Source organism: Janthinobacterium sp. SUN118, from assembly GCF_030397695.1.
Classification (GTDB): domain Bacteria; phylum Pseudomonadota; class Gammaproteobacteria; order Burkholderiales; family Burkholderiaceae_D; genus Janthinobacterium.
Genome location: NZ_JAPUBV010000005.1, coordinates 189,740 through 215,967 on the forward strand (window position 1 = coordinate 189,740; position 26,228 = coordinate 215,967).

Sequence of the window (26,228 nt, forward strand, 5' to 3'; positions counted from 1 at the left end):
TGCTGGCGGACCGGAATCCCTACATGATACCTGCATCGGCTAGCGCGCTCCCACTTCCGCCTGGCCGACAGGCAGTAACTGCCCAGCCTGCCAAGCCTGCTCCTGCACCAGCCTGCCATTCCTGTCCCAGTGGCGCTCGATGCCGTGCTTCTTGCCGTGTTCATAGGGCACGATCTGCTGCAGGCTGCCATCGGTGTGCCAGATTTGCAGCAGGCCGTGGCGCTGGCCCGCGACAAACGGGGTCACGCTGGCGCGCACGCCGTTTGCATGCCAATCGGTCGTATCGCCGTGGTCGCGCCCCTGTGCGTCTTTCTGCCACGCAAAATTGGGCCGGCCATTCGGGGCCCATGTTTGCAAGCTGAGCACGGCGCCCTTCCGGTACAGCGTTTTGTTCGACACGACGCCATTGTCATGGCTTTCAAACGACCAGCCGTCGGGCTGGTCGTGCACCCAGACGGTCATCGCCAGCACGCTGCCGTCCTGGGCATACCGGACAAACTCGCCCTCGCGCTTGCCATCGACGAAGCGTCCGCGCCGGTGTAGCTTGCCGTCCGCATAAAACAATTCCTGCACGCCATGCATCTTGCCATTGCGTTGATACGAGCGGCTGCTGACGGCCCCATTCGCGCCATACGACACATGCTCGCCATCGGCCATCTCGTCGCCGTGATACAGCGTGCGGTTCATCAGCTGGCCATTCTCGTGATACGTTTCCGAGATGCTGTCGCGCCCGTTCGGCAGCGGCGTGACCTTTTGCTGCACCTGGCCATTCTCGAAGTACACGCAGCCGCCGAGCAGCTCCTCGCCCTGGGCATTGAAGTAGGTCTCGCGCAGCAGCTGGCCACTCTCGTAGTAATACTTGCGAAAACGCACGAACTTGATCTGGCTCAGGTCCAGGTCGGTGGCATAGGTTTCAAAGGCCGGCACGCCCGGCGTGTCGGGAAATTCGAGCCGCACATGCCAGGCGCCCAGCGCCTCGTCGCGCACGGGCGGCGTGCGCAGCGCGTACGCGGCGCGGCGCTGATTACTCGGTACGAAATTTTCATCCAGATACATGGTCTGTTCTTCCTCTTGCGCCTGATCGGACGCCGTCGCCGGCAATGCTGTCTGCGCCTGCCCCATCAACGGCAAGGCCGTGCTCATGCCCAGCGCGGCGGCCAGCAGCCAGCGCATCGTCTGTCGGTTCTTCATGTTGCTCCATTACTCATATTGCCTTGCGGCTGCCATCATAAAGGCAAGCGCCGTTCGCCACGGGCACGATTGCCGCTCCCGACAAAAAAAAGCCGGAACCGACCTGCTGGTCCGGTTCCGGCCTCGGGACTGGCTGGCGCGGCAGGCGCGCCGCCCGTCAAGCCACGCCGTCCTTGACGGGCGACAACTGGCTCGCATGCAGGCGCGCATACGCGCCGCCCTGCTGCAGCAAGGCCGCATGGCTGCCCGATTCCACCAGCCGCCCGCCCTGCATGACGACGATGCGGTCGGCGCTTTCGATGGTCGACAATCGGTGGGCGATGACGATGGTGGTACGGTTGCGCATCAGCACTTCCAGCGCCGCCTGCACCGAACGTTCCGACTCCGTGTCCAGCGCGCTGGTGGCCTCGTCGAGCAGCAAGATGGGCGCATCCTTGTACAGCGCGCGCGCGATCGCCAGGCGCTGGCGCTGTCCGCCCGACAGGCGCGAACCGTTCTGGCCCGCCTGCGTGGCGTAGCCTTGCGGCAGCTGCATGATGAAGTCGTGCGCATAGGCGGCGCGCGCCGACGCTTCGATCCTGTCCTGGTCCGGCGCCGGGTCGCCATAGGCGATATTCGCCGCCATCGTGTCGTTGAACAGGATCACGTCCTGGCTGACGAGGGCGAACTGGCGCCGCAGGGCCAGCAAGGCGTAGTCGCGCAAGTCGACGCCGTCGAGCAGGATCTGGCCGCCGCTGACGTCATAGAAGCGCGGCAGCAGGCCCAGCAAGGTGGTCTTGCCGCCGCCCGAGCCGCCCACCAGGGCCACCGTTTCGCCAGCGCGGATATCGAGCGAGATATTGCTCAGGGCCGTGGGCGCATCGGGATCGTCGCTGTTGTAGCGGAAGTCCACGTTCCGCAGCGCCAGGTTGCCCTGCACCGTGGCCGGCGCGATGCTGCCCGGGTCCGGTTCCAGCGGCGTGTCGATCAGGCTGAACACGGATTCGGCCGCCGCCAGGCCACGCTGCAGCGGCTCATTGATCTTGGTCAAGTTCTTGATCGGCGACTGCATCGCCATCAGCGCGCCCATGAAGGCGACGAAGGCGCCCGGCGTGATGGCGCCGCTTTGCGCGCGCAGCATGGCGAAATAAATCACGGAGGACAGGGTAATGCCGACCAGCATCATGATGAAGCCGGAATTCATGGCCGAGGTGGCCGCGTGCTTGACGGCCAACTGGCGGTTGCGCTTGACAACGTCGACGAAGCGCGCCTGCTCATAATCCTGCCCGCCGAATATTTTCACGACGCGCTGGCCGCCGATGCTTTCGTCGAGCACGGAAGTCAGCTCGCCCACGGCTTGCTGCGAACTCTTGCTCAGGTGGCGCATGCGCCGTCCCGCCAGGGTCACCACCAGGGCCACGATGGGCATCGACGCCATGCAGAACAGGGCCAGCTTGACGTCTATGCTGAACAGCAAGATCAGGTAGCCGATGGTGGCGACGGAATCGCGCACCATCACGTTGAGCACGTTCAAGCCCGCCTGCGACACCTGGCTGGCGTCGAAGGCCACGCGCGACTGCGTCAGGCTGGTGGTGGTGGTGTCGAAAAAGCGGCTGGGCAGGCGCATGATGGTGGCGAACATCTTTTCGCGCAGGTCGGCCTGCACCCGGCTCGATAGCCATACGGAACCGTAATCGCCGGCAAAGCTCGACACCATGCGCAGCACGGCCAGGCCCAGGATGGTGGCGGGTATCACCCAGATATCCACCTGCCCCGCCTGTGCCGGCAGGAAGCGGTCGACCCAGCCCTGCAACATGCCCATCACGCCGGACACGGGCGCCACCTGTGCACTGGCCGTGTCGCGCATGGCGTCGACGACGTTTTGCAATTGCCGGATCAATAACACATCGGTGGCGGACGCCACGCCCACGGCCAGCAGGGTGCCGGCTACGATGGCGCCATAGCGGCGGAACTGGCTGGCCAGGCGGAAAAACAGGAGGCGACTTTGCTGCATGCGGGGGAAAGATGAAGGTAAAACGTGATTCTAACCGCTGTGTAGCTTGCCTATGAGAAAGTCGCCGCCCTGCCGGGAAAATACACGGCAGGGTGTGGCGCAATCAAAACAAGGGCATCAGACCTTCGCCACTTTCCACGCCTCGGTGCCGCTCTTGCACACTTTCAGCTTCAGGGTCTGTTCCTGGCCCTTGGCGCTCAAGGCTACCTGCACCTTGCGGCATACCTGGGCATCGGTCTTTTCCGTGTCGCTGGCCGTGATGTCGGCGCGGATGCGCACGGAATTGCGCAAGCCTTCATTGCTCCATGGCGTCGTTTCGCCATCCTTTTTCTCGTTCAGCACGGCCGTCACGGCCTTGACGAACACGGGCTTGTCATTCTTGTTCAGATACGCCATCGGCGTGTCGGCGAGAAAGCCCAGGCCGACGGCCGAGGCGCCGGCGCTGACGACGACGCTGCCGACGATCAGGGCGGACAGCAGTTTTTTGGTAGGGATACGCATCGGAAGACTCCTGTGGGGTGACTGGTCAATAATTGGCGATTGTACCGGCAACGGCAGCTTAACCGGGATCCGCAGGCGAAACACCCATCTTCAACAGGGCGTCGATGGCGGGCACGAAATAGATGGCCGACGACAGCGCCGTGGAAAAATCGAGCAGCCGGTCCGTCCTGGCGACGCCGTCGTCGCCGACGCCATACATTTGCCGCAACATGCCCATGGTCACCGTGATGTCCTTGCAAAAACCGACAAACATGATGCCCGCTTCCGTGGCATTGCCGTAATTGGCATTGCGGCGCACGATATCGACTTCCTCGCCGTTGCGCCGGAACTGGTTGCGCCCCACATGGCTATCCTCGGGCTGCGGCGACAATTCGTGGCTGCCGGCCTTGGTGCGGCCCCACACCTGTTCGGCCGCGTGCACGGGCAAGGCGCGCAGGCGCTCCACGTCCATCCGCCATTTCTGGAGCAGCACGGTGGAACCGCCCGCCCCCTGGTCGCCGTCGGCAATGATGGCCACGCCATTGGCGCGAAACGGATTCGGATTGGCGACGCCGTCGGCAAAGCCGTCGAACGTCACATTGTTATGGTACGGGAAACACACCTGCTCGCTGGCCAGGTCGGCGTAAGGACCGAGCAACGTCACGGCCGCGCGCATGCTGTCATACAGGGTGGCCGCGTTCGATTGCGTGATCCACACCCACAGGTCGTGCTGGGTGGCGGGCGCGCGCATGCCGTTGATGCCGACGAGATCGTCGGCAAACGAGTGCAGATTGTCCGGCAGGCAGGCCGCGGACGCGGCGCGCCACAGCTCGGGCTTGAATCCCAGCACGATGTTGGCCGTGCCGCCCGTCAATTGATGATGGCGGTTCAGGGTGGGGTCGGCGATGCCCGTCGTGCCCGCGTCCCACAAGGCGCCCAGGGCCTTGAACAAGGATCCCATGGCGACGCCCGCCTTCAGCGTGAACTGCAAATGCACTTCGTCGCGCGCGACGATGGACAACATGCTCTGTGGAATAGCCATGGCCAGTGTTTCCCTTTCATTCTGTCTATCGATCTTAAACCAGGAAGCGGCAAATGCCCGTTTCATTTCGGCAACATGCGATGCCATGCAGCCGCCTCACCCCCGCCAGCGTCGACAAAAAGCCATTCCCGGCCATGATTTGGCAGATAATGCAATGACGTAGAGCAAGAATACAAACACGGATACCACTGCATGAAACTGTATGAAAAGCTCGTTGGCGACATCGAACAACTGGTGGCCAAGGGCGTGCTGCTGCCCGGCGTACGCATTCCCTCGGTGCGCCAGACCAGCCAGCAGCACAAGCTGAGCATCACCACCGTGCTGCGCGCCTACGTCAAGCTGGAAAGCATGGGCGTGATCGAAAGCCGGCCCCAGTCCGGCTACTTCGTGCGCCAGCGCGCCAGCGACGCGGCCACGCCGGCCATGTGCATGCAGGCGTCGCATCCCAGCCCCGTGCCGGCCGAAGTGCACGTCAGCCGCCTGGTGCTGTCGACGCTGCGCTCGATCGGCCTGAACGACGCCATCCCGCTCGGTTCACCCTACCCCGACCCGTCGCTGTTTCCCTGGGAACGCATCAACCAGTATGCGGGCAGCGTGGCGCGCCGCAACCGCGCCTGGAGCGTGACGGACGACCTGCCGCCGGGCAACCCGCAACTGATACGCGAAATCGCCCGCCGCTACCTGGAAAACGGCCTGGCCGTCGATCCGGATGAAATCATCGTCACCGTGGGCGCCACGGAAGCGATCAACCTGTGCCTGCAAGCCGTGGCCAGGCCGGGCGACACCATCGCCGTCGAGTCGCCCACCTTCTATGCCATGCTGATGGCCGTCGAGCGGCTGGGCATGAAAGTGGTGGAAGTGTCCACCGACCCGTATGAAGGCATCAGCATCGAGGCGCTGGCCGACATCATGGCCCAGCAGCCGATCGCCGCCGTCATGGTGATGCCGAACTTCCAGAACCCGCTCGGTTTCCAGATGTCCGACCAGCGCAAGCTGGCCCTGTACCAGCTGCTGGAGCGGCACGACGTGCCCGCCATCGAGAACGGCGTCTACAACGAACTGTATTTCGGCGACGCCCACCCCTCGTCGCTGAAATCGTTCGACCGCAAGGGCCTGGTGCTGCACTGCGCCTCGTTTTCCAAGAGCCTGAGCGCGGCGCACCGCGTGGGCTGGGCGCTGGCCGGACGCTACCGCGGCAAGGTCGAGGAACTGAAATTCCTCAACACGCTGACCACCTCGTCGTTTCCGCAGCTGGCCATCGCCGAATACCTGCAAAACGATGGCTACGAACAGCACCTGCGCCGCGTGCGCAAGGCCTATGCCCAGCAGGCGCGCATCATGGCGGCCGCCGTGCAGCGCTTCTTTCCTGCCGGTACCAAGATCTCGCACCCGCAGGGCGGCTATGTGCTGTGGGTGGAATTGCCCGGTAATGTGGATTCCATGCAACTGTACCGGCGCGCGCTGGAATGCCGGATCACGGTGGGGCCGGGCCGCATGTTTTCCGTCAGTCATGCCTACAAGCATTGCATCCGCCTCAATTACAGCTATCCGTGGAGCGTGGGCGTCGAGCAAGCGATCATCCTGCTGGGCAAGCTCATCACCGAATTCCTGTAGCCGTTCCCGCGCCGTCAGCCGCCCACCAGCGACATGCGCACGGTGCGATACTGCTTGCGCTCGCCGAGCTGGGCCAGGGCGCCGCGCACTTCCGAATAGCGGTCGCCGCGGCGCTGCCAGTGCTGGCGCAGCACGGCTTCCAGCCCTGGTGCGGAGTCAAGCTGGGGCCGCAGGTCGACGCCATCGTGGGCGAACAGGCACAGGAACATCTTGCCGTCCGACGATACGCGCACCCTGCTGCAATCGCCGCAGAACGGCTGCGACACGCTGGAAATGAAACCCACTTCGCCGCCGCCGTCGCGGTAGTGAAAGCGGCTGGCCGTCTCGTGCGACACGGGTTTGCCGTCCGCCTGCGCGAGCAGCGGGAACTCGGCTTCGATCAGCGCGCGCGCCTCGTCCGAAGTGACGACATGCGTGCGCGACCAGGCACCGATGCCGCCCACATCCATGAATTCGATCAGGCGCAGCACCACGCCCGTATGGCGGAAATGGCGCGCCAGCGGCAGGATCTGGCTGTCGTTGACGCCTTTTTGCACGACCATGTTGACCTTCACGGGGTTCAGGCCCACGGCTTGCGCTGCCTCAATACCGTGCAGCACTTTCTCGACGGGAAAATCGACGCCGTTCATGCGCTGGAAAATGCCATTGTCCAGGCTATCGAGGCTGACCGTGACGCGCGCCAGACCCGCATCCTTGAGCGCGCGCGCCTTGGCCGCCAGCAAGCTGCCATTCGTCGTCAGCGCCACCGTCACGGCGCGGCCATCCGGCGTGGCCAGGCGCGCCAGGCGTTCGATCAGCTGCTCGAGGTTCTTGCGCAACAACGGCTCGCCGCCCGTGATGCGGATCTTGTCCACGCCGAGGCGCACGAAGGCGCGCGCCATGGTCTCGATCTGTGCGAAGGACAGGCGTTCGCTCGATGGCAGGAAGGGATAGTCGCTGGGGTACAGCTCGGCCGGCATGCAATAGGTGCAGCGAAAATTGCACTGGTCGATCACGGAAATGCGCAAGTCCGTCAATGGGCGGCCCAGCATGTCCACGCACGGTTCAAACGGTGCATGGACCGGCCCTGCGGCAAACTCGTCGGCGGCCAGCGGCATGCCGGGCTGCCAGATCGCCTGTTGCGGATACCATATGGTGTTCATTTGTGCCCCCTGCTTATTCAATCGTCAGCGTCCAGCATAAGGCCGATGGCGATCCATCAGGAGGTACAGTCCGGCACTCGGCGATAGAGTACAGACGCGCCGGATGGGGCCGCTATGGCGCGGGCGGCGCGGCAAATACCGTGGCGCACAGTTGCGCGCCCGCCGCGCTCAGGGAAGCGCTGCCGCCGCCATGCTCGGCCGTGGCCACCACCGCCAGTCCCGCGCTGGACAGTGCATTGAGCTGGCGCAACAATGTGCTCATCTGTACTCCCGCCCGCTTGGCCAGCTTGGCCAGCGACCACGGCTTTTCCGGCGCGTCCTGGCGCGCTTGCCACAACAGCGCCAGCAACGCCACCAGCGCCTCGTCGATTCCCGCATTTTCCTGTTGCATCTTCTTCCTCGCGCAAGACCGGGCGCGCACGCTGCACTGCCCTCGCCTGCATCATAAATCAGGGACAGTGCCGGCGCGACGCAAATCGCCCGCGCCCCATCTGTACTCTGTTTTTTTGCCCGGAACTGTGCGCCTACGGGGCAGCGCGCCGCCCCTACCATGTGACTGTCCCATCGCATATCACCAGGAGAGTCATCATGAGCAAGCCAAAGTCCGACGCGCGCATCGCGCCCTACACCCATGCCGCGGCCGGCTGGGGTGCCCTCAAGTACGTGGCCATCAACCTGTTCAAGGAAAAAGTCAGCGCGGGCAACTACCGCTCGCTGTTCGAGCAAAACCAGCCCGATGGTTTCGACTGTCCCGGCTGCGCCTGGCCCGACCGCGAACACGCGTCGACGTTCGAATTCTGCGAAAACGGCGTCAAGGCCGTGGCCGCCGAATCGACGAGCAAGCGCGTGCGCCCCGAGTTCTTCCAGGAGCACACCGTCACGCAGCTGATGGAACAGTCGGACTATGCGCTGGAACAACATGGCCGCCTGACGGACCCCATGGTGTACGACGCTGCCAGCGACAAATACCAGGCCATTGCCTGGGACGATGCCTTTGCCCTGGTGGCGCACCACCTGCACGCGCTGGACGACCCCAACCAGGCCGCCTTCTACACGTCGGGGCGCGCCAGCAACGAGGCGGCCTTCCTGTATCAACTCTTCGTGCGCGCCTACGGCACGAATAACTTCCCCGATTGCTCCAACCTGTGCCACGAAGCGACGAGCCGCGGCTTGCCGGAAACGGTGGGCATCGGCAAGGGCACGGTGCTGCTCGACGATTTCGAGCATGCGGACACCCTGCTGCTGTTCGGCCAGAACCCGGCCACCAACCACCCGCGCATGCTGGGCGAGCTGCGCGAAGCGTCGCGCCGCGGCGCCGTCATCGTTTCCATCAATCCGCTGCACGAGCGGGGCCTGGAGCGCTTCACGAGCCCGCAGCATCCGCTGGAAATGCTGACGGGCGGCAGCACGAACATTTGCTCGCTGTTCATCTGCCCCACCCTGGGCGGCGACTTCGCGCTGATCAAGGCCATGGCCAAGCGCGTGATCGAGCTCGATGACGACGCCGTCGCCCACGGCCAGGAGCGCGTGCTCGACTGCGCTTTCATCGCCGAGCACACGAGCGGCTTCGACGCCTTTGCCGCCGACCTGCGCGCCGAAAGCTGGGACTTGCTGCTGGCCGAATCGGGCGTGGCGCGCGACAAGATCGAGGAATTGACGCAGATCTATGTGAAGGGCAAGGCCGTCATCGCCACCTGGGGCATGGGCGTGACGCAGCACAAGAATTCGCTGGCCACCGTGCAAATCCTGTCGAACTTGATGATGATGCGCGGCAATATCGGCAAGCGCGGCGCGGGACTGTGCCCCGTGCGCGGCCATTCGAACGTGCAGGGCGACCGCACCATGGGCATCGAGGAACAGCCGACCAAGGAATTCCTCGACCGCCTGGGCCTCGTCTTCAACTTCGAACCGCCGCGCCACCACGGCTACGACGCCGTCGGCACCATCGAGGCGATGCTGGAAAAGAAAGTCAAAGTGTTCGTCGCGCTCGGCGGCAATTTCTCGATGGCCACGCCGGACACGCCGCGCACCTGGGATGCGCTGCGCTCGTGCGACCTGACCGTGCACATCGCCACCAAGCTCAACCGCAGCCACCTCGTGCACGGCAAGGATGCGCTGATTTTGCCCACCCTGGGCCGCACGGAAATCGACGTGCAGGCGGGCGTGGCGCAGGGCGTCACGGTGGAAGATTCGATGAGCATGGTGCACATCTCGTTCGGCATGAACCAGCCCGCCTCGCCCAATTTGCGCTCGGAAATCGCCATCGTGGCCGGCATGGCGCAAGCGACCCTGGGCAGCGCGAAGATCGACTGGCTGCGCTACTCGGGCAACTATGCGCTGCTGCGCGATTCCATCGAACAGGTCTTCGACGACTTTTTCGACTACAACTTGCGCGTGGCAAAGCCCGGCGGCTTCCACCTGGAAATCGCCTCGCGCGAACGCGTGTGGAAGACGGCCAGCGGCAAGGCGCAATTCCTCGTCAACGCCGTGGAACAGGACACGCCGATCCACCGTGCGCGCCAGCAATATGGCGAGCGCCTGATGGTGCTGATGACCACGCGCTCGCACGACCAGTACAACACGACGATCTACGCCATGGACGACCGCTACCGCGGCGTGTTCGGCCAGCGCCGCGTGGTCTTCATCAACAAGGACGACCTGACCATGCTGGGCTTTGCGGCCGGCGACTGGGTCGACCTGATCGGCGTGTGGCATGACGGCATAGCACGCCGGGCCGACCGCTTCCTGCTGGTCGAGTACGACATCCCGCGCGGCTGCATCGGCGCCTACTACCCGGAAACCAATCCGCTGGTGCCGCTCGACAGCGTGGGCCACGGTTCGCGCACGCCGACCTTCAAATCCATCCCCGTGCTGCTGGCGCCTTCGGCCGCCATCAGCTGAACAGGAGATCGCCATGTGCGGTTTCGATACGCTGGACCTGTCGCGCGCGCAATTCGCGATGACGGCCATCTTCCACATCCTGTGGCCCATATTGACGATCAGCCTGTCGCTGTTCCTGTTCGTCGTCGAGGCGCTGTGGCTGCGCACCAGCGGCCCTGTGTACTACCGCCACGCGCGCTTCTGGAGCAAGCTGCTGGTGCTGAACTTTGCCGTCGGCGTCGTCAGCGGCATCCCCCTGGAATTCCAGTTCGGCACCAACTGGGCGCCGTTTTCGCACCACTCGGGCCAGTTCATCGGCAACATCCTCGGCTTCGAGGGCGCCATGGCCTTCATGCTGGAAGCGGGCTTCATCGGCATCATGATGTTCGGCTGGGGCCGCGTACCGAAGGGCGTGCACCTGTTTGCCACCGGCATGGTGGCGCTCGGTTCCAGCATTTCCTCGTTCTGGATCATGGTCGCCAATTCCTGGATGCAGACGCCGGCCGGCGTGCGCGTGGTCGACGGCAAGATCATCGTCACCGATTACGTGGCCGCCATCTTCAACCCGGACATGGCCTGGGCCGTGGGCCACATGTGGGTGGCCGCCGTGGAAACGGGCTTGTTCGTCATCGCCGGCATTTCCGCCTGGTATATGTTCAAGCGCCGCGAACCGGCCTTCTTCGCCCGCTCGTTCAAGCTGGCCCTGATGTTGCTGCTCGTCATCGCGCCGCTGCAGGTGTGGCTGGGCGACTCCAGCGGCGTCGACGTCTTCCAGACCCAGCCCGCCAAGGGCGCGGCCATCGAAGGCCACTGGCACACGAACCGCGATGGCGAGGGCGCGGCCTGGTCGCTGCTGGCCTGGCCCAACCAGGCGGAGCAAAAGAACGACTGGTCGCTGGAAGTGCCCGGCATGCTCAGCGTGATCGCCACGCATAGCGCCACGGGCAAGATCACGGGCCTGGCCGACATCACCCGCGCAGACCAGCCGCCCATGCTGCCGCTGCTGTACTACGCGTTCCGCGCCATGGCCGGCATCGGCATGTGGTTCGTGCTGCTGGCGTTCTGGACGGTAGTGGTGTGGCGCAAGGCGGGCGGACGGGTGGAAGCATTTTTGCGCAACCGCAAGCTGCTGCTGGCCTGGGTACTGACCATCCCGCTGCCCTACATCGCCGTCGAATGCGGCTGGATCGTGCGCGAAGTGGGACGCCAGCCGTGGGTCGTCTACGGTCTGCTGCGCACGCGCGACGCCGTCTCGGACGTGGCCGCCCCCGCCGTGGCCGGCAGCATGCTGATGTTCTGCGTGTTTTACCTGGTGCTGTTCGTCACCTTCTTTGTGTTCGCCAAGAAATGGCTGCGCAAGGGCCCCGACGTGACGCTGCCGCCGCCGGATGCCGCCCATGCCGTCGGCGCCCTGCTGAAGACCACGTACTGAGATGCGCCCCCATCAACCAAGGAGTGTGTAATGGATATGAATTCTCAAGCCACGCTGGGCAATGCCTGGTTCGGCCTCATCGGCCTGATGCTGGTGTTTTACGTCGTCACGGACGGCTTCGACCTGGGCGTGGGCATCCTCAGCCTGTTCACGCGCCGCGAGCAGGAACGCAACCTGATCTTCCAGTCGATCGAACACGTGTGGGACGCCAACGAAACCTGGCTGGTGGTGGTGGGCGGCGCCCTGTTCGGCGCCTTTCCCGGCGCCTACGCCACCTTGCTCGAGGCACTGTACATCCCCATCATGCTGCTGATCGCCAGCCTGATCCTGCGCGGCGCCTCGATCGAATTTCGCCATGCGGCCGGCAACAAGCGGCTGTGGGACCTCGCCTTTGGCGTGGGCAGCCTGCTGGCGGCCGTGGCGCAGGGCGTGGTGCTGGGCGAAGTCATCACGGGCTTGCAGCCGGGCTGGCTGAGCGGCATCTTCACGGCGTGCACGGCGGCGGGCGTGGTGGCCGGCAATTGCCTGCTGGGCAGCACGTATCTGATCAAGAAGACGGGCGGCCAGCTGGAAGCGGCGGCGCGCCGCTACGCGACGGCCAGCGTGCTGGCCACGGTGGCGGCGGCCATCGTGCTGTCGGCCGGCACCATGGTCTTCAGCGCCATCGGCCATGAACGCTGGGCGCAGCCGGGCGTGTTCGGCGTGCTGCTGTCGCTGGCCGCCGTCGCCGCCAGCGCCTTTATTTACATCCTGTGGGCCGTGCACGTGAATGGCGTACGCGGGCCGTTCCGCGGCGCCATCGTGCTGTTCCTGTCTTCGTTCGCGGGCCTGGCCATCAGCTTCTTCCCCGACCTGGTGCCGGGCAAGCTGACGATTGCGGCCGCCGCGTCCGATGAACCGACCCTGATCTTCATGCTGATCGGCATGGGTTCCATGCTGCCGATCATGATCGGCTACAACCTGTTCCAATACTACGTCTTCGAGGGCAAAGTCGTGCCCCGCAAGCATTGAGCGATATCACATCATGATCATCCGGCCCACCACCAACTGGTTCCGCATGCTGTTCGTCTGGGATGGCTCGGTGCTGCAAACCATCATTCCGCAGTTGCTGCTGATGCTGGTGATCAGTTCGCTTGCCCTGCTGACGGACGGTCGCATCTTCGGCGTCAAGATTCCGCTCGACACGGCGCCCTTTCCCATGGTCGGCATCAGCCTGGCGATCTTCCTCGGCTTTCGCAACAACGCCAGCTATGCGCGCTTCGCCGAGGCGCGGCATATCTGGGGGCAATTGCTGATCGCCGCGCGGGCCCTCGCTTCGCAGGCGATCACGTATCTGCCACGGCAAACGAGCGGCCTCGACCACGAGTTGCTGCTGAACCGGCTGATCGCCTTCGTCTACGCGCTCAAGCACCAGCTGCGCCAGACGGACCCGCAGCACGACCTGGCGCGCTACCTGCCGGCCGAGGAAGTGCAGCGGCTGCAAGGCATGCAATACCAGCCCGTCGCCGTGCTGCATGCGGTGCGCGCCATGCTGCACGAAGCCGTGCAGCGCCAGCCGGGCCAGCCGCAGCTGCTGTGGATGCTCGACACCCAGCTCAACGACCTGGCCGCCACCGTGGCCGGCTGCGAGCGCATCAAGAACACGCCGATACCGTATCCGTATGGCGTGCTGGTGCACCGCACCGTGTACATGTACTGCTTTTTACTGCCGCTGGGCCTGGTGGACGCCATCGGCGTGGCCACGCCCCTCATTTCCGTCTTTGTCGCCTACACCCTGTTTGCGCTGGAAGCCATCGCGCAGCAGATCGCCGAACCGTTCGGCCTGGCGCCCAACTGCCTGGCCCTCAACGCCATGACGCGCGAAACGGAACGCTCCTTGCGGGAACTCAACGGCGACGCCCTGCCGCCGTCGCTGCGGCCCTGCCCACGCTATCAGATCGATTAACGGGAGAACAGTATGGAATGCGACATCACCACCACCGAGCGCGACGGTTACCTGGAAGTGCCCATCGTGCGCCATCAGGGAGGCGTGGCCACGGCCGGCCGCGACGTAGTGGCCGAGGAATATCCTGTGGCCCTCGTCTACAACGGCATCGCCCACGCCGTGATGATGGCGACGCCGCGCGACCTCGAGGAATTCGCCGTCGGCTTTACCTTGACCGAAGGCATCGTCGGCAGCGTGCGCGACATCTACGACCTCGATGTGTGTTGCGGCGAGGACAGCGCGGAAGTGCGGCTGACCATTGCGCAGCCGGATTTGATCAAGCTCAAGGGACGCCGCCGCGCGCTGGCCGGGCGCACCGGCTGCGGCGTGTGCGGCATCGAAAGCCTGGCCCTGCTGGACCTGGTGCCGGAAAAGATCACGCGGCCCCTGCCGCCGCTGGTCGCCAGCAGCGCCATCATCGGGCGCGCCGCGCGCGAGCTGCTGCCCTGCCAGGAGCTGATGCACAAGACGGGCGGCGTGCATGCGGCCGCCTGGTGCACGGCCGAGGGCGCCATCGTGAAGGTGTTCGAGGACGTGGGCCGGCATAACGGCCTGGACAAGCTGATCGGTTACCTGGCCCTGCACCGCATCGCCATGCATGACGGCTTCGTTTTCCTGTCGAGCCGCGCCAGCTATGAACTGGTGCGCAAGTCGGCGCGCATGCATATCCCGCTCGTCGCCACCATCTCGGCGCCCACCTCGCTGGCCATCCGCATCGCGCGCCAGGCCGGCATGCAGCTGGCCAGCTTTTGCCGCCGCGACGGCTTTGTCGAGTACACGGCGGGCGACGGGGAAAATAACGGCCAGCATGCACCTTGAGTGGCCCATGCTACATTCTTTGCCGTAAAGCAAGTGCACGCTTGACTTGATGCCGCCAGCCGCTTCCAATGGTCATGGTTTCCACATTAACCTTGCCCGTGCCAGCGCACGGCGCGGCAGCGATGAAAGGATGGCGCGATGGCCCAGGCACAGCAACAGCATCTGGCGGACACCTGGCAGACGGGCGGCATGAAACCGCGCGCCTGCGACTGCGGCGGCACCGTGTTTACCATCCTGCACCAGCGGGTGATGGCGGACATGCGGCGCCGGCAATTTCTCGGCGGCGCGGCCGCCATGCTGGCGCCGTTCATCGGCCTGTCCGCCGGCCATGCCAGCGCCCAGCAGCCGCAAGTGCAGGAACGTTCCTTGCTGCTGACCAATCTGCGCCTGTTCGACGGCACGGGCAAGGCGCCCCGCTCCGGCATCCACGTGCTGGTCACGGGGCCAACCATTACCGCCCTGCTGCCGGCCGGCGAAAAGGTCGAGGGCGCGCGAGTGATCGATTGCCAGGGCAAGCTGGTGATGCCGGGCCTGATCGACGCCCACTGGCACACCATGCTGGCCGCCATCAACCAGGTGACGGCCATGACGTCCGATGTCGGCTATCTGTACCTGGTGGCGGCACAGGAAGCGCGGCGCACCCTGCTGCGCGGCTTTACTGCCGTGCGCGATCCGGGCGGCCCCGCGTTTGCATTGCAGCGCGCCATCGATGAAGGCATCGTCGACGGCCCGCGCATCTTCCCGTCCGGCGCCATGATTTCGCAAACCTCGGGCCACGGCGACTTCCGCCTGCGCTCGGACATCCCGCGCGCGGCGAATGCGCCGCTGGGCATGGCGGAAACGGCGGGCATGGCCATGATTGCCGATGGCGAGGCGGAAGTGCTGCGCCGCGTGCGCGAACAGCTGATGCTGGGCGCGACGCAGATCAAGATGATGGCGGGCGGCGGCGTCGCGTCCATGTACGACCCGCTCGACAGCACGCAGTATTCGGAGCGCGAACTGCGCGCCGGCGTGGAAGCGGCCGCCGACTGGGGCACCTACGTGATGACCCACGTCTACACGCCGAAAGGCATACAGCGCGCCATCCGCGCTGGCGTGCGCAGCATCGAGCACGGCCAGCTGGCCGACGAGGAATCCGCCCGCATGATGCGCGACACCGGCACATGGTGGAGCTTGCAGCCCTTCCTGCAAGACGCGGACGCGAATGTGTATCCCGATGCGGCGCGCAAGGCCAGCCAGAGCATCGTATCCGAAGGCACGGTGAAGGCGTATGCGCTGGCGCAAAAGTACGGCATCAAGACGGGCTGGGGCACGGACATCCTGTTCAACGCGAAAAACACGCCCACACAGGGGCGCCAGCTGGCCAAGCTCACGCGCTTTTATGATCCGCTCACCCTGCTGGCCCAGGCGACTGGACAGAATGGCGAATTGCTGGCCCTGTCCGGACAGCGCTCGCCCTACCCCGGCACCTTGGGCCGTCTGGCCGCGGGCGCCCTGGCCGACTTGCTGGTGGCCGATGGCGATCCGACGAAAAACCTCGATTTCCTCGCGCAGCCGGAAGAAAACCTGCTGCTGATCATGAAAAACGGACGCATCTACAAGGATGGGCTCAGCCCCCCACTGACGGGCTGAGGGGCTGGCGCACCGGCAAGTACGTTGGCAAGCACGGCTGCTTGCCGCATAATGCGCCCATGTTCAAACTGACCTTTCTCGGCACCTCTTCCGGCGTGCCCACGCGCTACCGCAACGTCACGTCGCTGGCCCTGCAAACGACGCACAACCGCGACTGGTGGATGATCGATTGCGGCGAAGCGACGCAGCACCGGCTGCAGCGCATCCCCCTGTCCGTGCACGACCTGGTGGGCATCTGCATCACCCATGTGCATGGCGACCACAGTTATGGGCTGCCGGGCCTGCTGGCCAGCGCCTCGATGACGGGGCGCACCAAGCCGCTGCTGCTGATCGCCCCGGCCGCCATCAAGGCGTGGATCGACGCCACCCTGCTGCACACGGAACTGTTCCTGACGTATCCGCTGATCCACATCGACGTGGACAGCGCGCCAGTCGTGCACCAGGAAGCGGGCTTGCGCATCGAGCGCCACGCGCTGTCGCACCGCGCACCCAGCGTCGCTTATCGTTTTGCGCTGGAAACGAGCAAATGGAAACTGGACAAGGCCGCCCTGCAGGCGGCGGGCGTGGCGCCCGGTCCGGCCTGGGGCCTGCTGCAGGCGGGCCACGATGCGCGGCTCGACGACGGCACGCTAGTGTCGGCGGCAACGTTCCGCCAGCTGGAAACGCAGCGCGCCACGGTGGTGATCGGCGGCGACAACGACACGCCAGCGTTGCTGGCGGAGGCTTGCACGGGCGCGCAATTGCTCGTGCATGAAGCCACCTACACGGAAGCGATGCTGCAGAAAGTGGGGCCCGGCCCCACGCACAGTTCCGTGCAGCGCGTGGCGCAGTTTGCCGAGTCGAACGGCTTGCCGAACCTGATCCTCACGCACTTCAGCGCCCGCTACCACAACCCGGCCGGCATGGCCGAGCTGGAAGCGGAAGCGCGGCTCCATTATTCCGGCCAGCTGTTTTTGGCGCGCGACTTCGACAGCTATGAACTCGATGCGGCGGGCGTGCTCGGCAAGCTGGATACGCCGCACGGCAAATAAGCGGCGCGGGCCACGGAGACTACTCCGCGTCCGTGCGTTCGGCCGCCTTCCCCGCCGCCGCATTGACGGCCACCGCCGTGGCATTCACGGAAGTCGTGGCGGTGGTCACGCTTTTTGTCACCATGCGCGTGTAATCGGCCACATTCACGCCCGCCTGCGTGGTATAGCCGCTCACATGCTGGCCGACTCTCACCTTGTTCACCGAGAAACCCGATTTGAGCATCCGGCCCAGCGAGGCGATCACGATGGCCAGCAGGGGCAGCGATGCGAACAGCAGCAGCAATTCGCTGAATGGATCGCTTTTGCGCGACAGCCACGCCGTCAGAAAAAGACAGAACACGCCATATGCGAGCGGGCTATACAGGGGATGGTGGATTTCCGGCGCCAGCGCGGCGATAAACACGACGAGTATCAAGGCCGCCTTGAATGCGATGGGCAGCAATACCTGCAATGCCGCCAATACGCTGGTCAATGCATACAATATCAGCAAGACGTCGGCGATCCAGCCGACGACGGGAATGAAAGCGCACAGCATCAATATCCCGATCAGCAGCAATGATCCCGCGATGCCTTCCAGGATGGCGACCCGATTCCGGTACAAATGCGCCACCAGCGATAGCAGACAGGTTGCAACGGCCGTAATGGCGGCCAATGGCAGCCGGTCTTCCTTGCCCGCCGCGTAATACAGCAAGGCATAGGGAAAAACCAGCAGCATTAATATCGAGAGCCGGAAACCGCCCGCTTTCTTCAGCACAGTCATATGATCCATCTTATATATAGTAAGCGGCACGGTAGCAATGCGCGAAGCCGGCCTTGCCGGCTTGTTGTTCGTGACCAGGCAATTCCTATATTGTAATTCTAAAAATTTCTCAAAGGAAATATTTATTGGATAATAAGTGGGTTTCCGGGGAATTGAATAACCTTGCGGCAATAATGAATTAATGCGGATCGGTGCCGTATTGCGCCGCATAGTCGGCGGCCAGCGCGCGCGCCGCGTGCTGCTGCGATGGCGTGAGTATTTCCAGTAACTGGTCGCGGTTCTTGATCGATTGCGCGCTGCCCGCCTCGGCCGGCATGGCGATCCACGCGTACGCCTGCACATAGTCGAGTTCCACGCCCTGTCCTTGCGCATACAGCAAGCCATATTCATTCTGCGCCGACAGTGAACCGGCCTCGGCCGCCTGCTTGTACCAGAAGGCCGCCTCGGCATAGTCTTGTGGCACGTCGACGCCCTTGCGGTATGCCTGCGCCAGGTTGAATTGCGACTGGCCATCGCCCGCCTCCGCCGCCTGGCGTCCATACGCGAGCGACTGCGCCATGTCTTGCGGCACGCCATCGCCGCTCGCATACATCAGGGCCAGGTTGGCCAGCGATGGCGGAAAGCCCGCCTGCGCGGCAGCCGTGAACAGTTCCACGGCTTTCCCCAGGTCCTGTTCCACGCCATGGCCCTGGTAATACAGGCTGGCCAGCAGATGCTGGCCGGCTGGATCGCCGGTTTTTGCCGCGGCGTCGAATTGGCGGAACGCTTCCGCATGATTGCCATCGTTATAAGCGAGGATGCCCGCTTCATTAAAGGATGCAGCAGAGACGGTCATAAAGACTCCTGGAATGGGGAATGTCGGGCATTGTACACAGCAGCGTGGCAGCGGAATGCACGATAGGGTATGGTGTGGCGCCGGGCCGGAATCATGCAGTATGATCTTTCACCGCCCGATGCAATCCGGCGTTTTATCGAATCACCCTGCCATGAATCCTGTCCATGAAACTGATCGCCCTGCTTTTATCCTTGATTGCCACGTCGGCTTACTGCGGAACGCTGCATCTGGAGAAAGCCGCGACGGGCAAGGTGCGTCAAAGCGTGCAGATTCGTTATGCGGACCACGATGAAGTGCAGCGTTATCGCGTCAATATCCAAGGCGCGTGGATAAAGGGCAGTTGCAGCAGCGGCGGCATGGGCAATTTGCAGGCCTTGCTACTGGATATGAATTTTGACGGCAATGCCGACCTGTGGGTCACTGGCTACACGGATAGCCAGGGGCGCATACGCTGCTCCGATGTGTGGCTATGGGATACGAAAGCGGGGAAATACCGCTTCGACAAACCATTATCGGCCATACCGAATCTGGAAATCAGCATACCCGCACGGCAAATTGAAGGCGGCATTGGCAATTGCGGCTGCGCGGCGCAATGCTTTTATGAAGACAGGTATGCGTGGCGGGCAAATATATTAACGACCATCGCCCGGCGCGAACAGGATTGCGAACGCTATCGGGAATATCGCTTGAATGAAAACAATGACCTGGCACTCATCAAGGATGAAATCATCGATACCGGCAAGCCAGATCGACGGGGAAGTGAAAACAATACCTTGTATGACTGGCGAAACCATGCGCAGACCATGCGGAAATCCGGGGAATGATTTTACCGGACCATCATCAACAATTAAACCAGACATGACGACACATCGAACATCCATTACCTTTCATGCCGCCAATGCGGACGACGCAGCCGCGTTCATCGAATTGCGCGGCAAGACCCGGCAAAACGCCGTTTCCCAGGAACGCCTGGCGGAAGTGGGCATTACGGCCGACTCCTGGGCGGAGATGATGCGCTCGGGGAACTTGCCCGGCCACGTCTGCCATCGCGACGGCCAGCTGGCCGGTTATTGCTTTGGCGACCGCGACACGGGCGAAATCGTCGTCCTGGCGCTGCTGCCGGACTGCGAGGGCCTGGGAATAGGCAAGACCTTGCTGGCACGGGTCATGGCGGAGCTGCGCGCGCAAGGCCACGCACGGCTGTTCCTCGGCTGCTCCAACGATCCATCCTCGCGCTCGTATGGCTTTTACCGCTACCTGGGCTGGAAGGCGACGGGGGAAACGGACAAGTATGGCGACGACGTGCTGGAATTCCGCTTTGCCGCCTAGCGTCTAGCCAGGTACGCGGTTGGCATCCCACAGCCGCATCAGCTGGCTGATCGCCACATCGAACACGGGGTAGCCGATGCCGTCGCGCGCCTGGATGGACAGGCCCGACAGGAAAGCATCGAAGACGGCCGCGAACGAGGCCGCGTCCATCTCCGCCGGCAATTCGCCGCAGGCGATAGCGCGCCCGACGCAGCGCACGAAACCGGCGCGCGTGCGCGCGCGCGACTGCGTAAGCGGCGCGGCCACGGCCGCATGCTCGGCCGTCGGCGCGCTCATGCAGCCGAGCGCCACCATGCAGCCGGGCGGATGCCCCGGCTCCGACTGCATGCTTGCCGACTGGCGCAAGGCCAGCTCGACCGCCTGCCGTGGCGCCAAGCCATCGTCCCACAAACATTCCGTCACGCGCGCGTACGTGTCCAGGTAGCACTGCGCCGCCTCGCGGAACAGCGCTTCCTTCGAGCCGAACGCCGCATAAAAGCTGGGCGCGGAAATGCCGCCGCCCAGACCCGCCTTGAGCTGGCTCAAGGAAGTCGATTCGTAGCCCTGCTGCCAGAATAAAAACATCGCCTGTTCGATCGCCTGCTGCCGGTCAAACGTGCGCGGCCGTCCCATTTGCGCCATTCCCCACTCCTTTTCCTTAGCCACATACATACTACTCGATACAGAAGTCGTTGACAACGCGTCCCCGCTTCGCCTATATTTGTACCGAACGATACATATGTACCGCCATCACGGTCATGGGCATGCCTGCGCCCGGCCGCCTCGTAAAATCTCTAAGGATATTTGCCTTGAATCACGCCACTCTCACCGCCGGAGCCAGCCATGCGCCGGCCGACCGCCTTCCCGTCTCGGGCCTGCTGGCCCTGGCCATGACGGGTTTTATCTGCATCGTCACGGAAACCTTGCCCGCCGGCCTGTTACCGCACATCAGCGCCGGGCTGGACATCAGTGCCGCGCTGGCCGGGCAGATGGTCACCGCCTACGCGCTCGGCTCGCTGCTGGCGGCCATTCCCCTGACCATCGCCACGCGCGGCTGGCGCCGCCGCAACGTGCTGCTGCTGACCATCATCGGCTTTCTCGTGTTCAATACCGTCACGGCGCTGTCGTCGCACTACTGGCTGACACTGGCGGCGCGCTTCTTTGCCGGCATGGCGGCCGGGCTGGCCTGGAGCTTGCTGGCGGGCTACGCGCGGCGCATGGTGGCGCCGCAGCAGCAAGGCCGCGCCCTGGCGCTGGCCATGGTGGGCGCACCCGTCGCCCTCTCGCTGGGCGTGCCGCTGGGCACCCTGCTCGGCTCGCTCGTCGGCTGGCGCGCCGCATTCTGGATCATTTCCGCGCTGACCCTGGCCCTGATCGCCTGGGTGCTGGCGAAGGTACCGGACTATCCGGGCCAGTCCGCGCATGAACGCATGCCCTTGCGCCGCGTCTTCACGACGCCGGGCGTGCGCCCCGTGCTGGCCGTCGTCATCGCCTGGATGCTCGCGCACAACATTCTCTACACCTATATCGCTCCGTTCGTGGCGCCAGCCGGATTGACGGCGCGCATCGACCTGGTGCTGCTCGTCTTCGGCGCCGCGGCCATGGCCGGCATCTGGATCACGGGCAAGCTGGTCGAGCGCCACCTGCGCGCCACCGTGCTGGCCAGCCTGGCCACCTTTGCCGCGACAGCCCTCGTGCTGGGTGTCGCGTCGCACTTGCCTGCCGTCATCTATGTCGGCATGACCGTCTGGGGCCTGAGCTTTGGCGGCGCGGCCACCCTGCTGCAAACGGCGCTGGCCGATACGGCTGGCAGCGGCGCCGACGTGGCGCTGTCGATGAACGTGGTGGCGTGGAATGGCGCCATCGCGGCGGCCGGCGTCGTCGGTGGCGCCTTGCTGGAAACGTGGGGGGCGAGCGCCTTTCCCTGGGCCATGGCGAGCTTGCTGGCCTTGGCCTTCCTGATCGCCTGGTCGGCCCGCGCGCACGGCTTCCGACCGGGGCGGCGCAGCGGCGGCGCGCCCGTGGCCGGGCATTGAGGCGGCGCCTTTAATTAGTCGCCGGCACCGTCACGATGCGGGGGAGATGTCCCGTATGCGCGAGGAAACGGCGCAGGGCGGCATGCGACAGCGCCACCGTGGCCGTGTTACGCAGCGGATGGGCTTGCATGTATGCGGCATCCCACACGGCCTGGTCGAGCACCAGCTCCACCGCATGCGCGTTATCGTGCAGCAATGCGAACAGGCTGACGGCACCGGGCGCGATGCCCAGGTGCTGCAGCAGGCGCTCGGGCGAAGCCATGCTGAGCTTACTGGCCGGCAACAACTTTCCCAGCACCGCCAGGTCGATGCACTTGTCGAAGGGCACGATGACGAGAAAATGCCGGCGGCCCTTGTCGTCGCGCACGAACAGGTTCTTCACCATCAGGCCGGGCATGGCCGGCACATGGATGAGCGCTTCGTCTATCGTATGCACGGCCGGATGCTCGACGATTCGATAGTCGCCGGCGCTGCTTGCCAGCCAGCGGGACAGGAATTCTTGCATTGCCATTTCAATCAACTCGAACAAGTGCGCGATGGACGATTGTAGCGGGTCGCTGCACCGTTCGCCTGCCATCACCGTTCTGGCTTGATCTCCGCTTCCTCCTTGTCGGCCGCCGCCAGCCCCCAGTCATTCCAGCCTTCGCCAAACAGCTCGACCGGATGCTGCGTGCGCTCGGAACCATTCCCGCAGCGCATGGTGTCCGGCGGGCAATACTTGTCGCAACCCCAGCAGATGCGCTCGGGGTTCTTCGGATGCAGGGGAAACGGTTTGGCCATGGGGAGGGGCGACGAGGTCGATGAAAGTATCTCGACAACTGTAGGCCGGGCGCCGGGGGCGGTCAAACGAATTTCGATGGAGAATTTTTCCGGGATCAATTCCAGGCAAATCGGTGGCATGCAAATGGTATGGCGACCGATCTCACTCCCTGCCCCGGCTGCCGGAAATGGCCACGTCCAGCACGGTTCGCGCATAGTGAATGCCGCCATCGGCAGCCGGCTGCGCCTTCAACTCGTCCAGCACGTAGCGAATCGCCACCGTGGCGCCGGCGATGAACAGCTTGCTATCCCGCTTGTGGTTCGTGTAGATGCTTTCCTCGACCGTCGAGCCATCGTCGAGGCGCAAGGTAATGCTGTTGACTTCATCGCCGCGGCGGCTGTCCTGGCCCGCGAAGTAGCTTCGTTCGATGATGCCCGTCACCGTTTGCGTCTGGATGCGCCCGGTGCGAATGCTTTCCCACCATGCGTCGGAGGCGAACAGGCCATGGCTGCCTTTCAGGCCGAAACGGGGTTTGCCAGGGTCGAGGGTGAGGGCTTGGGTCTTGGCGATGCGGGTCGGGTCTTTTGCCAGCGCATCGGTGAGGGTATAGACAGTTTGCATGAAGGTGCAGGATCTCTTGAAAGCGGTCAGCATAGCGTATGCGACGACGATGCCGGGTTTGAAGGCGCCGCCTGCGCCCCGCATCCTCATCGTATTCCACCCGGATTTTCAAGGCCGGGATCGCGTGCACATCCCTTCCTCTCAACGCTTGCGCCTGACGACGTAGGCATTGCCAGCCAGTTCAAAATCGAGCGTCGGATAGTAGGACATGGCATCGGGGGCGGCAAGCAGTATCAAGGATACTTCGTCGCCGATGATTGCCTGGGTGCGTTTGACCAGCTCCTTGCCTATGCCCAAACCCTGGTATTGCCTGTTGACGGCCAGGTCCGAGAGATAGCAGCAATACGCATAGTCGGTCAGCGAGCGAGACAACCCTACCAGCTCATTATTTACCCATGCCGACAGCAAGAGGCAAGGCGCGGCGAACATGCGCGCAATTCTCGGGAGATTGTCGGTCGGCCGCTTGATTCCAGATTGATCGAAGACCCGGACGACATCCACGGGATCAAGAGGAAAGTTATGACGATATTCGACAGTGATATTTTTCATTGGTTCAAAGGTGAAGGCCGCACGCATGGCATTTTGCGTCGAGGATCTGAGCGCAGGGGATTTCTCCGGACATTGCTCGTTTCCGCATATTCATAGTAGTTACGAGGATAAGGGAATATCCCCCGATGCGATAGTATAAGCAGCGGCGCTCTCAGCATGTGGATGCATGCGACATGCGCGAGAGTTCCGCATCTTTCGATACCAACAAGCTGTTTTTACTTCAATTTATATCCGAGTAGCAGGCCTGTAACCGCCATGCATCTGACGCTCATTCAACCGCCAGGAACTTCAGGAAGCGCTGGCCTTCATACTCCAACTCGCCATCGAATGCGAAGCCGATTCTTGCAAGTCCACGCCTGCGAGTGCGGCTGGGCGGCAACAGGATACTGACCGGGCCAATGCCCAGCTCTTTCCGGCGATGCATGAAATGGCGCACCAGCGCGGGGCCATGTCCCCAGAATCGAGGGAGCAATACGAGTGCGAGATCAGCTTCGCCCTCTTCCTTCTGGAAGCCGCCCCAGCCAGCAAAAGCGCCATCAATCCGGATCGACCACGGCCCATAGCCATTCGCGTGCCACTGCGCATCCTTGCCTTTCGCCCATTCCATCACAGCGTGCTCCGTCCAGCTGTCGCTAGCGAGCGGCATGTGGCGGATGACATCCCGGTGGTTTAATAGCGCGCGCCATTCTTCGCCGGGAATATCGGAGAGCGCGTGGAAGGTGAAGGTCATGGCCGTCTTGTCAGTTTAAGGAGCATGGGATGAACTGGGGCTCAACGCCATTAGAGCACGTAGCGCCCTCATTATCGTGCCACGAAAAGTACTTCATCACCAGTGAAGAGCAAGGGCGATGGACTCGGGATTGCTGGCCGTAGACGGGATTGGCGCAGCCGGGACAGTTCCGCCCTCGCGGCGTGCGCAAGCGTATGGCGGGAAAGTCAGATGGGGAGCGATAATCCTGCCAGCAAACGATCAAGCTGTCGGCAGGCTGTGTGAGAATGTACGAACTGGAAATGTGGAACCCGCCATATTTCCATCTGAGATGGAATAGACTTGGCAAGGATGGCAAATATGTTGCTACCGTTACGATGGAATAAACGCGTGTACCCCTCCCTTATTGCCTCCCTTTTTCTTGTTGCCGGTATCTCATCGGCATTAGCGAGCACGCTACACGAGGATCGGACGCGAGGTGACATACATGGCTTGTTTGAGATCAGGGATGCTGCTGTGAAATTTATTGCAGCAGAAAATCTCAAAAATGGAACAGGGTGGCAGGCTCTGGAGCCGAACCGGAAAATTCTGGTTGCCAAATGCGCGCTACCTTTACGTGTGAAATGGGTTCCGAAGAGCCATGGCCTGTCCGGAGCTCATGTTGCCGTGATCTGTTCCAGGACCGTCAAGCCCGCGCCGCTAGATAAATGGGAAGTATTCGTGCCAATCGTCAAGGGACCGCTCGCGCATACATGATGGCATCGCGGCCATGATCGAGCGCACGCGATTTCCACGCTTCCTCATCCGATACTGGCCGTCGGTGCCCTGTCGAATGGCGATGCAAGACAAGAAACGCCAAGCCACTTGCGCCTGGTTGTCGCGCAAAGCGGAGCAGCTGCAGCCTGCAGGCTTTTTGCTGGGACAAATCCTGTTCGCTCACAAGGGAAGTATCGGGCCAGCCGAGATACTGGTCCGGGTCGAGTATCATTATTCTCCGCTTTTCGTCATCGGGCTAGGGGCAACGCCGCATGAGCGAAGGTCCATCGGCATGTATCGCCAGCATCGAAGTCGACAGCAGCAAACTTGCTGCCGGAATTCCCCTCTCCCGGCGATGGCGGCCGGCATCCCATCGGCACGCCCGATGCGCCAGGGAAGCGCTCGTCCAGTCTCATGGCAAGGTCCACAGAAATGGTCTACGTGAGCAATGCAGAACTGCTTGCGCTCAACAAAATGCTGTTCGATTTGATCGCCACGAAGCGCGGCATAGCGCGACAACAAAGTGCGCCGCACGTCGTCGAGCCGCGCGCACGAAAAAATCGCTCAAGGCATGTCAAATGGCAGAAAAATATACTTCATTTCATAAAAGCAATAAAGTAAAATTATTATTTATGAAATTTATTGGAATATAGC

General features: G+C 63.3%; 27 protein-coding genes. 13 read left to right on the forward strand and 14 right to left on the reverse strand.

Going from position 1 to position 26,228, the window contains the following annotated elements; all coding sequences use genetic code 11:
- Window positions 1-39 precede the first annotated feature (39 nt).
- From O0880_RS24835 to O0880_RS24850, 4 genes are all read right to left on the reverse strand, one after another.
- A complete protein-coding gene (locus tag O0880_RS24835) occupies window positions 40-1,191 on the reverse strand; it encodes a toxin-antitoxin system YwqK family antitoxin (protein ID WP_289889232.1) in 1,152 nt (383 codons plus the stop codon).
- 157 nt (window positions 1,192-1,348) lie between these two features.
- Complete coding sequence (gene msbA, locus O0880_RS24840; protein ID WP_289889233.1) at window positions 1,349-3,184, reverse strand: lipid A export permease/ATP-binding protein MsbA; 1,836 nt, start codon at window positions 3,182-3,184, stop codon at window positions 1,349-1,351.
- A gap of 117 nt (window positions 3,185-3,301) precedes the next feature.
- Window positions 3,302-3,685: a hypothetical protein gene (locus tag O0880_RS24845; protein ID WP_289889234.1), complete on the reverse strand. Its 384-nt coding sequence runs from the start codon at window positions 3,683-3,685 to the stop codon at window positions 3,302-3,304.
- Between the two features lie 58 nt (window positions 3,686-3,743).
- A complete protein-coding gene (locus O0880_RS24850; RefSeq protein WP_289889235.1) occupies window positions 3,744-4,706 on the reverse strand; it encodes a Dyp-type peroxidase in 963 nt (320 codons plus the stop codon).
- A gap of 192 nt (window positions 4,707-4,898) precedes the next feature.
- On the opposite strand from O0880_RS24850, the gene O0880_RS24855 reads away from it, so the two are divergent.
- On the forward strand, window positions 4,899-6,320 hold the full coding sequence (locus tag O0880_RS24855; protein ID WP_289889236.1) for a PLP-dependent aminotransferase family protein: 1,422 nt from the start codon (window positions 4,899-4,901) through the stop codon (window positions 6,318-6,320).
- A gap of 14 nt (window positions 6,321-6,334) precedes the next feature.
- Here the strand turns inward: O0880_RS24855 and moaA are convergent, their stop codons facing one another.
- The gene (gene moaA / locus O0880_RS24860) at window positions 6,335-7,351 is read right to left on the reverse strand and encodes a GTP 3',8-cyclase MoaA (protein WP_289889361.1); all 1,017 of its coding nucleotides are present in this window, start codon (window positions 7,349-7,351) and stop codon (window positions 6,335-6,337) included.
- Window positions 7,352-7,574: 223 nt separating this feature from the next.
- Window positions 7,575-7,853 (reverse strand): helix-turn-helix domain-containing protein, encoded by a 279-nt coding sequence (locus tag O0880_RS24865; protein WP_289889237.1) that lies wholly within the window; start codon window positions 7,851-7,853, stop codon window positions 7,575-7,577.
- 197 nt (window positions 7,854-8,050) lie between these two features.
- Here O0880_RS24865 and O0880_RS24870 point away from each other — a divergent pair, with 197 nt between their 5' ends.
- From O0880_RS24870 to O0880_RS24900, 7 genes are all read left to right on the forward strand, one after another.
- Window positions 8,051-10,363 (forward strand): FdhF/YdeP family oxidoreductase, encoded by a 2,313-nt coding sequence (locus O0880_RS24870; RefSeq protein ID WP_289889238.1) that lies wholly within the window; start codon window positions 8,051-8,053, stop codon window positions 10,361-10,363.
- A gap of 13 nt (window positions 10,364-10,376) precedes the next feature.
- Window positions 10,377-11,774, forward strand: a complete 1,398-nt coding sequence (locus O0880_RS24875) for a cytochrome ubiquinol oxidase subunit I (RefSeq protein ID WP_289889239.1) — start codon at window positions 10,377-10,379, stop codon at window positions 11,772-11,774.
- A gap of 30 nt (window positions 11,775-11,804) precedes the next feature.
- On the forward strand, window positions 11,805-12,785 hold the full coding sequence (locus O0880_RS24880; protein WP_289889240.1) for a cytochrome d ubiquinol oxidase subunit II: 981 nt from the start codon (window positions 11,805-11,807) through the stop codon (window positions 12,783-12,785).
- Window positions 12,786-12,798: 13 nt separating this feature from the next.
- On the forward strand, window positions 12,799-13,719 hold the full coding sequence (locus O0880_RS24885; RefSeq protein ID WP_289889241.1) for a bestrophin family ion channel: 921 nt from the start codon (window positions 12,799-12,801) through the stop codon (window positions 13,717-13,719).
- A gap of 12 nt (window positions 13,720-13,731) precedes the next feature.
- On the forward strand, window positions 13,732-14,577 hold the full coding sequence (fdhD, locus tag O0880_RS24890; RefSeq protein WP_289889242.1) for a formate dehydrogenase accessory sulfurtransferase FdhD: 846 nt from the start codon (window positions 13,732-13,734) through the stop codon (window positions 14,575-14,577).
- Window positions 14,578-14,715: 138 nt separating this feature from the next.
- A complete protein-coding gene (locus tag O0880_RS24895; protein WP_289889243.1) occupies window positions 14,716-16,209 on the forward strand; it encodes an amidohydrolase family protein in 1,494 nt (497 codons plus the stop codon).
- Window positions 16,210-16,268: 59 nt separating this feature from the next.
- Entirely contained in the window at window positions 16,269-17,240 is a 972-nt protein-coding gene (locus O0880_RS24900) for a ribonuclease Z (RefSeq protein WP_289889244.1), read from the forward strand.
- Window positions 17,241-17,259: 19 nt separating this feature from the next.
- Here O0880_RS24900 and O0880_RS24905 read toward each other — a convergent pair whose 3' ends face one another.
- Both O0880_RS24905 and O0880_RS24910 read right to left on the reverse strand, forming a co-directional pair.
- Window positions 17,260-18,210, reverse strand: coding sequence for a hypothetical protein (locus O0880_RS24905; protein ID WP_289889245.1), 951 nt, complete (start codon window positions 18,208-18,210; stop codon window positions 17,260-17,262).
- Complete coding sequence (locus O0880_RS24910; protein ID WP_289889246.1) at window positions 18,179-18,835, reverse strand: tetratricopeptide repeat protein; 657 nt, start codon at window positions 18,833-18,835, stop codon at window positions 18,179-18,181. The genes O0880_RS24905 and O0880_RS24910 overlap by 32 nt, the downstream gene beginning before the upstream one ends.
- Before the next feature lie 164 nt (window positions 18,836-18,999).
- Here O0880_RS24910 and O0880_RS24915 point away from each other — a divergent pair, with 164 nt between their 5' ends.
- On the forward strand, window positions 19,000-19,659 hold the full coding sequence (locus O0880_RS24915) for a hypothetical protein (RefSeq protein ID WP_289889248.1): 660 nt from the start codon (window positions 19,000-19,002) through the stop codon (window positions 19,657-19,659).
- Window positions 19,660-19,693: 34 nt separating this feature from the next.
- Window positions 19,694-20,164 (forward strand): GNAT family N-acetyltransferase, encoded by a 471-nt coding sequence (locus O0880_RS24920; protein WP_289889249.1) that lies wholly within the window; start codon window positions 19,694-19,696, stop codon window positions 20,162-20,164.
- Window positions 20,165-20,167: 3 nt separating this feature from the next.
- On the opposite strand, the gene O0880_RS24925 is transcribed toward O0880_RS24920, so the two are convergent.
- Window positions 20,168-20,785, reverse strand: a complete 618-nt coding sequence (locus tag O0880_RS24925; RefSeq protein ID WP_289889250.1) for a TetR/AcrR family transcriptional regulator — start codon at window positions 20,783-20,785, stop codon at window positions 20,168-20,170.
- Window positions 20,786-21,033: 248 nt separating this feature from the next.
- Between O0880_RS24925 and O0880_RS24930 the strand changes: the two genes are divergently transcribed.
- On the forward strand, window positions 21,034-22,179 hold the full coding sequence (locus O0880_RS24930; RefSeq protein WP_198043991.1) for an MFS transporter: 1,146 nt from the start codon (window positions 21,034-21,036) through the stop codon (window positions 22,177-22,179).
- Window positions 22,180-22,189: 10 nt separating this feature from the next.
- On the opposite strand, the gene O0880_RS24935 is transcribed toward O0880_RS24930, so the two are convergent.
- The 5 genes from O0880_RS24935 to O0880_RS24955 all read right to left on the reverse strand — a co-directional run bounded on the left by O0880_RS24935 (window position 22,190) and on the right by O0880_RS24955 (window position 24,839).
- Complete coding sequence (locus O0880_RS24935; protein WP_289889252.1) at window positions 22,190-22,684, reverse strand: prolyl-tRNA synthetase associated domain-containing protein; 495 nt, start codon at window positions 22,682-22,684, stop codon at window positions 22,190-22,192.
- A 71-nt stretch (window positions 22,685-22,755) separates the two neighbouring features.
- Window positions 22,756-22,959 (reverse strand): DUF3079 domain-containing protein, encoded by a 204-nt coding sequence (locus tag O0880_RS24940; protein WP_289889362.1) that lies wholly within the window; start codon window positions 22,957-22,959, stop codon window positions 22,756-22,758.
- A gap of 142 nt (window positions 22,960-23,101) precedes the next feature.
- Entirely contained in the window at window positions 23,102-23,560 is a 459-nt protein-coding gene (locus O0880_RS24945; RefSeq protein ID WP_232250939.1) for a hypothetical protein, read from the reverse strand.
- A gap of 141 nt (window positions 23,561-23,701) precedes the next feature.
- Complete coding sequence (locus tag O0880_RS24950) at window positions 23,702-24,136, reverse strand: GNAT family N-acetyltransferase (protein ID WP_289889254.1); 435 nt, start codon at window positions 24,134-24,136, stop codon at window positions 23,702-23,704.
- A 241-nt stretch (window positions 24,137-24,377) separates the two neighbouring features.
- Window positions 24,378-24,839, reverse strand: a complete 462-nt coding sequence (locus O0880_RS24955; protein ID WP_289889255.1) for a GNAT family N-acetyltransferase — start codon at window positions 24,837-24,839, stop codon at window positions 24,378-24,380.
- Between the two features lie 369 nt (window positions 24,840-25,208).
- Between O0880_RS24955 and O0880_RS24960 the strand changes: the two genes are divergently transcribed.
- Together O0880_RS24960 and O0880_RS24965 are read left to right on the forward strand one after the other, a co-directional pair.
- Window positions 25,209-25,574, forward strand: coding sequence for a hypothetical protein (locus O0880_RS24960; RefSeq protein WP_289889256.1), 366 nt, complete (start codon window positions 25,209-25,211; stop codon window positions 25,572-25,574).
- A 327-nt stretch (window positions 25,575-25,901) separates the two neighbouring features.
- On the forward strand, window positions 25,902-26,195 hold the full coding sequence (locus tag O0880_RS24965) for a hypothetical protein (protein ID WP_289889257.1): 294 nt from the start codon (window positions 25,902-25,904) through the stop codon (window positions 26,193-26,195).
- Window positions 26,196-26,228: the final 33 nt, after the last annotated feature.

Bases quoted from the DNA above. Each gene is read 5' to 3' on its own strand.
- O0880_RS24835 (WP_289889232.1), bottom strand. From the start codon at position 1,191: ATGAAGAACCGACAGACGATGCGCTGGCTGCTGGCCGCCGCGCTGGGC.
- msbA (WP_289889233.1), bottom strand. From the start codon at position 3,184: ATGCAGCAAAGTCGCCTCCTGTTTTTCCGCCTGGCCAGCCAGTTCCGC.
- O0880_RS24845 (WP_289889234.1), bottom strand. From the start codon at position 3,685: ATGCGTATCCCTACCAAAAAACTGCTGTCCGCCCTGATCGTCGGCAGC.
- O0880_RS24850 (WP_289889235.1), bottom strand. From the start codon at position 4,706: ATGGCTATTCCACAGAGCATGTTGTCCATCGTCGCGCGCGACGAAGTG.
- O0880_RS24855 (WP_289889236.1), top strand. From the start codon at position 4,899: ATGAAACTGTATGAAAAGCTCGTTGGCGACATCGAACAACTGGTGGCC.
- moaA (WP_289889361.1), bottom strand. From the start codon at position 7,351: ATGCTGGGCCGCCCATTGACGGACTTGCGCATTTCCGTGATCGACCAG.
- O0880_RS24865 (WP_289889237.1), bottom strand. From the start codon at position 7,853: ATGCAACAGGAAAATGCGGGAATCGACGAGGCGCTGGTGGCGTTGCTG.
- O0880_RS24870 (WP_289889238.1), top strand. From the start codon at position 8,051: ATGAGCAAGCCAAAGTCCGACGCGCGCATCGCGCCCTACACCCATGCC.
- O0880_RS24875 (WP_289889239.1), top strand. From the start codon at position 10,377: ATGTGCGGTTTCGATACGCTGGACCTGTCGCGCGCGCAATTCGCGATG.
- O0880_RS24880 (WP_289889240.1), top strand. From the start codon at position 11,805: ATGGATATGAATTCTCAAGCCACGCTGGGCAATGCCTGGTTCGGCCTC.
- O0880_RS24885 (WP_289889241.1), top strand. From the start codon at position 12,799: ATGATCATCCGGCCCACCACCAACTGGTTCCGCATGCTGTTCGTCTGG.
- fdhD (WP_289889242.1), top strand. From the start codon at position 13,732: ATGGAATGCGACATCACCACCACCGAGCGCGACGGTTACCTGGAAGTG.
- O0880_RS24895 (WP_289889243.1), top strand. From the start codon at position 14,716: ATGGCCCAGGCACAGCAACAGCATCTGGCGGACACCTGGCAGACGGGC.
- O0880_RS24900 (WP_289889244.1), top strand. From the start codon at position 16,269: ATGTTCAAACTGACCTTTCTCGGCACCTCTTCCGGCGTGCCCACGCGC.
- O0880_RS24905 (WP_289889245.1), bottom strand. From the start codon at position 18,210: ATGCGGCGCAATACGGCACCGATCCGCATTAATTCATTATTGCCGCAA.
- O0880_RS24910 (WP_289889246.1), bottom strand. From the start codon at position 18,835: ATGACCGTCTCTGCTGCATCCTTTAATGAAGCGGGCATCCTCGCTTAT.
- O0880_RS24915 (WP_289889248.1), top strand. From the start codon at position 19,000: ATGAAACTGATCGCCCTGCTTTTATCCTTGATTGCCACGTCGGCTTAC.
- O0880_RS24920 (WP_289889249.1), top strand. From the start codon at position 19,694: ATGACGACACATCGAACATCCATTACCTTTCATGCCGCCAATGCGGAC.
- O0880_RS24925 (WP_289889250.1), bottom strand. From the start codon at position 20,785: ATGGCGCAAATGGGACGGCCGCGCACGTTTGACCGGCAGCAGGCGATC.
- O0880_RS24930 (WP_198043991.1), top strand. From the start codon at position 21,034: ATGACGGGTTTTATCTGCATCGTCACGGAAACCTTGCCCGCCGGCCTG.
- O0880_RS24935 (WP_289889252.1), bottom strand. From the start codon at position 22,684: ATGCAAGAATTCCTGTCCCGCTGGCTGGCAAGCAGCGCCGGCGACTAT.
- O0880_RS24940 (WP_289889362.1), bottom strand. From the start codon at position 22,959: ATGGCCAAACCGTTTCCCCTGCATCCGAAGAACCCCGAGCGCATCTGC.
- O0880_RS24945 (WP_232250939.1), bottom strand. From the start codon at position 23,560: ATGCAAACTGTCTATACCCTCACCGATGCGCTGGCAAAAGACCCGACC.
- O0880_RS24950 (WP_289889254.1), bottom strand. From the start codon at position 24,136: ATGCGTGCGGCCTTCACCTTTGAACCAATGAAAAATATCACTGTCGAA.
- O0880_RS24955 (WP_289889255.1), bottom strand. From the start codon at position 24,839: ATGACCTTCACCTTCCACGCGCTCTCCGATATTCCCGGCGAAGAATGG.